Source organism: Desertihabitans aurantiacus (genome assembly GCF_003344635.1).
Lineage (GTDB): Bacteria > Actinomycetota > Actinomycetes > Propionibacteriales > Propionibacteriaceae > Desertihabitans > Desertihabitans aurantiacus.
Window position 1 is genome coordinate 1 of the sequence record NZ_QPKK01000195.1, and the last position, 7,362, is coordinate 7,362.

Here is a 7,362-nt window from a genome sequence, read left to right on the forward strand (position 1 = left end):
GACGACCGGTGTCCGGCTCAGCGTCGCGGCTGGTCCCCGCGCTCGCCGAACCAGGTGGCGAGCCGGCCCGCCCGGCTGAGCGCCCGGAGCCGTCGCTCCACCGCCGCCCGGTGCGTGGTGGGCCCGGCGAGCAGCAGCTGGTCCCCGACGTGCAGGGCGGCGTCCGGGGGCGGGGCGAACAGACGGCCGTCGCGCAGCACCAGCGCCAGCACGGCGTTCCCCGGCAGCCGCAGCTCGGCGACCTTGAGCCCGGCCAGCCGCGACCCCGCCGGGATGTCGAAGCTCAGCATGCTGGCGCCGAGGTCCTCCAGCGGGGCGTGCTCGATGGTCAGCTCCTCGGTCTGGGCGGGTTCGAGCACGCCGAGCCGGCGGGCGGCCCAGGGCAGCGTCGGGCCCTGCACCAGGGTGAAGACGACCACCAGCAGGAAGGTGACGTCGAAGATCCGCTGCGCTCCGGCCAGCCCGGCGGTGATGGGGAACGTGGCCAGCACGATCGGCACGGCGCCGCGCAGCCCGGCCCAGGAGATGAACGCCTGCTCGCGCAGCGGCACCCGGAACGGCAGCGTGCTCAGCCACACCGACACCGGACGCGCGACCAGGGTGAGCGCCACCCCGACGACCAGGGCGGGCAGGACGGCGTCCACCAGCCGGGCCGGTGAGGCCAGCAGCCCGAGCAGCACGAACAACCCGATCTGGGAGAGCCAGGCCAGCCCCTCGGCGAAGCCCAGCGTGGCCCGCCGGTGCGGCAGGTCGGCCCCACCGAGCAGCAGCCCGGCCAGGTAGACCGCGACGAACGGGCTTCCGCCGACCGTCCCGGCCGCCCCGAAGGCCATCAGCGCGAACGCCAGCGTGGCCAGCGGGTAGAGGCCGGCTGACGGCAGCGCCACCCGCCGCAGCATCCAGCGGCCGGCGACGGCCACCGCCACCCCGGCGACCGCCCCCACCACCATCTGCTGGGCGAAGCCGAGGACGGCGGTCCACACGTCGAGCTCGTGCCACAGGTCGGAGACGACCAGGGTGACGAGGATGATCACCGGCGGGTCGTTGAACCCCGACTCGGCCTCCAGGGTGGCGCGGGTGCGGGGACGCAGCCGCAGCGTGCGCAGCACCGCGAAGACGGCGGCGGCGTCGGTGGAGGAGACCACCGCGCCGAGCAGCACCGCGGTGCGCGGGTCGACGTCGAGCAGCCACCAGGCCAGCGCGGAGGTGATGGTGACGCTGACCGCCACCCCGACGGTGGCCAGCACCGCCGCCCGGGCCGCCACCGGACGCAGCACCGACAGCCGGGTGCTCAGACCGCCCTCGGCCAGGATCACCGCCAGCGCCAGCGTCCCGAGGGTCTGGGTGAGGGCGGCGTCGTCGAAGCCCACCCCGAGCCCGGCCTCGCCGATCACCAGGCCGATCACCAGGTAGAGCAGCAGGCTCGGCAGCCCCGCCCCGGTCGAGATCCGGATCGCCGCCACCCCGAGCAGCACCACCGTGGTGGCGGCCAGCACCACCACGTTGAGCTCGGCCGGGGTCACGCGCGTCTGCCGGTGGGGACCCGACGGCGCCCGGCAGCGCGCGAGACCTGGATGACCACCGCGCCATCCTGGTCGGCCGGCACCGTCCCCACCATGGAGTCCGCACCCCATCCTGGGTCGCGGCCGAGGAGCGCCGACGGGCCGTTCTGGGAGGCTGTCGCCCATGGACCGGGTGCTCTCGTTGCCGCTGTTCTGGCGGGTGTGCGCGATCAACGGCGCCGTGTTCACCCTCGGCACGCTCGCCCTGGTGCTCTCCCCGGCCACCGTCTCGGCCCGCACGCTCGGCTCGGAGATGCTCGTGCTCGCTGTCGGGCTGGTGGTCATCGTGGTGCTCAACGGGATGCTGCTGCGCGCGGTGCTGCGCCCGCTGGACGAGCTGCGGTCGGTGATGGCCGCGGTCGACCTGCGCCACCCGGGACGCCGCCACGCCTCGGCCGGGTCGGGGCCTGCGCACGCCCTGGTCGCCGGGTTCAACGCGATGCTCGACCGGCTGGAGCAGGAGCGCTCGGCCAGCACCGCCCGGATCCTGCAGGCCCAGGAGGCCGAGCGGCAGCGGATCGCCCAGGAGCTGCACGACGAGGTGGGCCAGAGCCTCACCGCGGTGCTGCTCGGGCTCACCCAGGCGATGCGGGACGCCTCCCCGGAGGTGGCCCGCGAGCTGGAGCTGGTGCGCGAGACGACCCGGACCAGCCTGGAGGAGGTGCGTCGGATCGCCCAGCGGCTGCGTCCCGGCGTGCTCGCCGACCTGGGGCTGCTCAACGCGCTGTCCAGCCTGGCCAGCGACCTGGCCGCCCGGACCGGGGTGACGGTGCGGCGCGGGTTCCTGCCCGGGCTGCCGGCGCTGTCGCCGGAGGTCGAGCTGGTGGTCTACCGGGTGGCGCAGGAGGCGTTGACGAACGTGGCCCGGCACGCCCGGGCGTCCACGGTGGAGGTCGGGCTGACCCGGCGCGGCGGGCTGCTGGTGCTGCGGGTGGCCGACGACGGCCTGGGCGCGGGCGAGGCGGCGGGCGCCGGCGTCCAGGGGATGCGGGAACGGGCGGAGACCGTCGGCGGGACGCTGGAGCTGCGCCCCCGCGGCGGAGGCGGCACCGAGGTGCTGCTGGAGGTGCCGGTGGGGAGGACGTCGTGAGCGTGCGGGTGCTGCTCGCCGACGACCACCAGCTGGTCCGCACCGGGCTGCGCCGGATCCTCGAGGCCGAGCCGGACCTGGCGGTGGTCGGCGAGGCCGGCGACGGGGTGGAGGCGGTCGAGCTGACCCGCACCCTGACCCCCGACCTGGCCGTGCTGGACGTGTCGATGCCGCGGATGACCGGGTTGCAGGCCGCCCGCCAGATCGCCCGGCGCAGCCCCGCGGTGCGGATGCTGATGCTGTCGATGTACGACGACGACCAGTACTTCTTCGCCGCGCTGCAGGCCGGCGCCTCGGGCTACGTGCTGAAGTCGGCGGCCGATGAGGACCTGGTCGCGGCGTGCCGGGCGGCGATCCGCGGGGAGTCCTTCCTCTACGCCGGGGTGGCCGGGGCGCTGGTCCGCGACGTGCTGGAGCGGGTACGGCGCGGGGAGCGGGTGCCGCGCACCCCGCTGACCGCCCGGGAGGAGGAGGTGGTCAAGCTGATCGCGGAGGGCCACACCTCCCGCGAGATCGCGCGGGCGCTGGTGATCAGCGTCAAGACCGTGGAGCGCCACCGCGCCAACGTGCTCACCAAGCTGGGGCTGCACGACCGCACCCAGCTCACCCGCTACGCCATCCGGGCCGGGTTGATCGAGCCCTGAGCCGCGCGCTCAGCGACGGCGCTTCTGGCGGCGGGTGGTGCGCGGCGGTCGCGGCGTCCGGGCGGCCTTCGCCCGCGGTGCCGTGCCGCCGGCCTGGACGGTGCGCGAGCTGTTCACCGTGCGCCCGCGGACCACCCCGATGAAGTCGTCGAAAAGGGTGTCCTCGGCGTCGCGCCGCCAGCACAGGGCGATGGTGGTGGGCTCGGCGTCGGTCACCGGACGGTAGGCCAGGTCTCGGCGGCTGTGGGAGCGGGCCACCGACATCGGCAGGAACGCCACCCCGGCCCCACCGGCCACCAGGTCGGCGACCTCCTCGCCGTCCTCGCGCTCGATCGCCTCCTCGTCGTCGACGTCGGCCCGGACGATCTCGGGATAGGCGGTCACCGGGTGGTCGCGGGGGACGAGCACCACGGGCACCTCCTCGTAGAGGCGGATGACGTGCAGCCCCTCGGTCGGCAGTGGCAGCCGGGCGAAGCAGAGGTCGACGGTGCCGTCGTCGAGCACCCGGCGCTGCTCGCGCTCGGCCACCTCGACGACCTCGAGCGGGGTGCGGGGGTAGCGCTCGGCCCAGACCCGCCGCCACCTGGTCAGCGTCACCCCGGGCACGAAGCCGATCCGCAGCCCGCGCGCGTCCTCGGCGCTTCCCCCGGCCCGACCGTCCACCCCGGCAGGCTACGCGCAGTACCGTGGCGCGGTGAGCCAGACCCTCAAGCCCATCAACGCCGCGGCCAAGCTGGGCGTCTACCTGCCCGCTACGCCGCCGGAGTTCCAGCAGGCCGCGCTGACCCGCGAGGACCTCGACGCGCTGCGGGCCGACCCGCCGGAGTGGCTGGTGGAGCTGCGTCGCAACGGGCCGTTCCCGCGCGACGTGGTGGCGGCCAAGCTGGGCATCTCCCGCTCCGGCCTGGCGCGGGCCGGGGTGGACGAGGCGCTGGACGCCGAGCAGATCGGCGCGCTGCTGGCCGACCCGCCGGAGTGGCTGCTCCGGGAGCGGCGCACCCAGGCCGGGGTGGTGGAGGAGAAGGAGCGGCTGCGCCGCGAGCGCTGACCCGGCCGCTCAGCTGGCCCACAGGCCGTTGGTGAACAGCCAGGTCCAGATGAGCATCGCCACCCCCGAGAGCAGCAGCCAGCCCACGATCACGGTGTGCCGCAGCGCCTGGGCCACCGGGTGCTTGGGCCGGCGGCTGACCAGGTGGGCGAACATCAGCCAGAGCGGGAACCACAGCAGCACCGCCCGGTTCACCGAGAACCACCAGTAGGAGATCGAGAAGGCCAGCACCTGGACGCCGACCCAGCTGGCCTCGGCCCACATCCGCCGGCTCAGGCACCAGCCGGTGACGACCACGCCGACCAGCATCGAGACCGCCTCGCCGCGGAACACCCAGGTCCAGTCCGGGTGGTCGACGTAGTCGCCGCGGATCACCGGCCACGTGTTGAGGGCGGACTCCCACGGCCAGTGGAAGCCGCGGGCCCAGCCGGCCGCCTGCGCCTCCGTCCAGGCCGTCCAGGAGCCGGTCAACGTCCACAGGTAGACGACGTAGCCGGCCAGCACCGCGACCGGCAGCAGCAGCCAGGCCGCCCGGCGGACCCGTTCGGCCACCCGCAGCCGCGGCCAGGTCAGCACCATCACCCCCAGCGCGCCGACCAGGAACAGCCCGCTGACCCGGGTGGTGCAGGCCAGCGCGGTGAGCACGGCCGCGCTCCCCCAGCGGTCGGCCGAGGCCCGCTGCCAGGCCCAGAACGCCGCCGCGCAGAAGGCGGACTCGGTGTAGGGGACGGCGGTGAACACCGCGACCGGGGCGAACAGCCAGCCGATCGCCGCCCACGGCCCGCCCATCCGCACCAGCGCCGCCGCGGCCACCAGGCTGAACAGGCAGGACAGCACCACCCCGGCCACCACGGGTGGGACGCCCAGCAGCGCGACGCCGCGCAGCAGCAGCGGCCAGCCGGGGAAGAAGGCCATCGTCTTGGGGTCGGCCAGGTAGCCGTCGCGTGCCACGCCCAGGAAGTGCTGGACGTCCCAGTTGGCGACCAGGTCCTCGAACCCGCGGCCGGTGGTGATGCCGACGGCGATGCCGACCAGCAGGATCAGCCCGCGGCTGCCCAGCCAGGCCTGCAGCACCCAGCGCAGCGACTCGGTGTCCCAGCGGGCCAGGTGCTCCACCCCCGGCAGCGCGCCGGGGAGCTTCCGCCGGCGGGTGGAGGTCGCCGGACTCATCCGGCCTCCGCCGTGCAGGTGCGGACTCGATGACCGGACCACAGCGCGCTGAGCCTGTCGAAGCGCCACGGCTCTCCGCCCTCCGACAGGCTCAGGGCGCTGGGGTCGGGTCTGCTGCTCACCGGTCGTCCTCCCGTGGCTCGGCGCGAGCCGAGGCGTGGCGGCGGGCCTCGATCCGGGCCAGCACCTGCTCGATCGGCACTCCCTCTCCCTCCGGCACCCCGTCGCTGCGCGGCCCGTCACCCGGACCGCCGGCGGTGAGGGTAGCGGGCTGCGACCCGTCCAGCACACCACCGGACGGGTCGTCGACGCCGGGCCCCCGGACCGGGTCGTGCTCGGGGTGCAGCACGTCGCGCACCACCACCCCGGCCACCCACAGCTCGGCCCCGATCCGCACCAGCACGGCCAGCCAGTAGCCGACGTCCGGGCCGCCGCTGCCGGGGGCGAGCCAGCCGCCGAGGTGCAGCCAGACGGCGGCGAAGTAGACCAGCTCGCCGGCGGTGAACACGAGCCACTCCCGCCACCGCGGGCGGGCCAGCACCAGCAGCGGCAGCAGCCACAGCACGTACTGCGGGGAGTACACCTTGCCGGTGACGAGGAAGGCCAGCACCACCAGGTAGGCGAGCTGTCCCACCCGCGGACGCCGCGGCGCCAGCCAGACCAGCGCGGCGATCCCGGCGCAGAGCAGGGCGAGCAGCCCGAAGCTGACGAGGTTGAGCCCGGGCACCTCGATGCCGGCGAGGGCGAGCACGTACCAGAACGAGCCGAACTCCGCGCCGCGGTCGGCGTTGAACTCCCAGAAGGCGAGCCAGGCGTCCGGGGCGAGCACCGCCACCGGCAGGTTGACCGCCAGCCAGGACGCCACCGCCCCCGCGACGAGCAGGGCCGCGGCCCGCGGGCGTCGGCCCCGCAGGCAGAGCAGCACCAGTGGCCCGAGCAGCAGCAACGGGTAGAGCTTGGCCGCCGCGCCCAGTCCGAGGAGCACCCCGGCCCAGCCGGGGCGGGACCGGCTCCAGGCCAGCAGGGCGAGCGCGGTGCAGGCGACCGCGAGCAGGTCCCAGTTGATCAGCCCGGCCGCCATCACCGTCGGCGAGACCGCCACCATCAGCGCGTCCCAGGGCCGGCCGCGGACGGTGCCCAGCTGGGCCAGCACGACGACGAGGAACAGCGCCCCGAGCACCACCACGTTGACGCCGAGGAAGAGGTCGGTGGCGCGCAGCGTCTCCTCTCCGCTCAGACCCGGGCCGACCGGTGCCCCGAGCAGCACGGCCACCCGGCGTTCGAGCTCGAGCAACGCACCGGTGAGCACCGGGTACTCCAGCACCGGGTGCGGGCCGGCGTCGAGGTAGGGCCGGTAGCCGTCGGCCAGCCCGCGGGCGGTGTACAGCAGCGGGATGTCGGAGTAGCACATCGCCTGGTAGCGATCGGCCGCCTCCACCCCGGGCAGCCGCCGGCAGGGCAGCTGGCGCAGCACCAGCACCACCCAGGAGACGACGGCCAGCGCGAGCACGACCACCCGCACGGTGGTCGGGGACGCCGCCGCCCTCGCGTGCCGTCCGAGGGGTCCGCCCAGCCAGCCGCTGGTGGCGCGGGCCACCGGGTCGGCGCGGGTGGGGGCGTCCTGCTCGACCGGGACGCCGTCGGTCGGCCGGGAGCTGACGACCGGGGCGGGCACCGCTCGCTCAGTCGTCCTGCGAGCTGCCGCCCGAGGAGCTCCTCGACCCGGACCCGCTCGACCCCGACCCGCTCGAGCCCGAGTCGCCCGACCCGCTCGAGCCGCCCGACCCGGAACCGCCCGAGCCCGAGCTGCCGGAGCCGCCGTCGTCGTCGCCGGAGCCGCCCGACCCG

Annotated in this window: 8 protein-coding genes; 3 read left to right on the forward strand and 5 right to left on the reverse strand. The window is 75.4% G+C overall.

Annotation, left to right across the window (positions count from 1 at the left end; genetic code table 11):
- Window positions 1–17: 17 nt before the first annotated feature.
- The gene (locus DVA66_RS14510; RefSeq protein WP_114560728.1) at window positions 18–1,523 is read right to left on the reverse strand and encodes a potassium/proton antiporter; all 1,506 of its coding nucleotides are present in this window, start codon (window positions 1,521–1,523) and stop codon (window positions 18–20) included.
- Between the two features lie 163 nt (window positions 1,524–1,686).
- Between DVA66_RS14510 and DVA66_RS14515 the strand changes: the two genes are divergently transcribed.
- Together DVA66_RS14515 and DVA66_RS14520 are read left to right on the forward strand one after the other, a co-directional pair.
- Complete coding sequence (locus tag DVA66_RS14515; protein WP_114560729.1) at window positions 1,687–2,652, forward strand: sensor histidine kinase; 966 nt, start codon at window positions 1,687–1,689, stop codon at window positions 2,650–2,652.
- On the forward strand, window positions 2,649–3,296 hold the full coding sequence (locus DVA66_RS14520) for a response regulator (protein ID WP_198671782.1): 648 nt from the start codon (window positions 2,649–2,651) through the stop codon (window positions 3,294–3,296). Before DVA66_RS14515 ends, DVA66_RS14520 begins: the two co-directional genes overlap by 4 nt.
- 9 nt (window positions 3,297–3,305) lie before the next feature.
- Here DVA66_RS14520 and DVA66_RS14525 read toward each other — a convergent pair whose 3' ends face one another.
- Entirely contained in the window at window positions 3,306–3,959 is a 654-nt protein-coding gene (locus DVA66_RS14525) for a LysR family substrate-binding domain-containing protein (RefSeq protein WP_114560731.1), read from the reverse strand.
- 31 nt (window positions 3,960–3,990) lie between these two features.
- Between DVA66_RS14525 and DVA66_RS14530 the strand changes: the two genes are divergently transcribed.
- Window positions 3,991–4,344: a DUF5997 family protein gene (locus tag DVA66_RS14530; RefSeq protein ID WP_114560732.1), complete on the forward strand. Its 354-nt coding sequence runs from the start codon at window positions 3,991–3,993 to the stop codon at window positions 4,342–4,344.
- A 9-nt stretch (window positions 4,345–4,353) separates the two neighbouring features.
- Here the strand turns inward: DVA66_RS14530 and DVA66_RS14535 are convergent, their stop codons facing one another.
- From DVA66_RS14535 to DVA66_RS14540, 3 genes are read right to left on the reverse strand one after another with little or no spacing between them, the layout of a single operon-like run.
- On the reverse strand, window positions 4,354–5,514 hold the full coding sequence (locus DVA66_RS14535; RefSeq protein WP_232821969.1) for a hypothetical protein: 1,161 nt from the start codon (window positions 5,512–5,514) through the stop codon (window positions 4,354–4,356).
- Complete coding sequence (locus DVA66_RS21965; RefSeq protein WP_269801627.1) at window positions 5,511–5,636, reverse strand: hypothetical protein; 126 nt, start codon at window positions 5,634–5,636, stop codon at window positions 5,511–5,513. The genes DVA66_RS14535 and DVA66_RS21965 overlap by 4 nt, the downstream gene beginning before the upstream one ends.
- Window positions 5,633–7,189, reverse strand: a complete 1,557-nt coding sequence (locus tag DVA66_RS14540; protein WP_114560733.1) for a glycosyltransferase family 87 protein — start codon at window positions 7,187–7,189, stop codon at window positions 5,633–5,635. Before DVA66_RS14540 ends, DVA66_RS21965 begins: the two co-directional genes overlap by 4 nt.
- Between the last annotated feature and the right edge of the window lie 173 nt (window positions 7,190–7,362).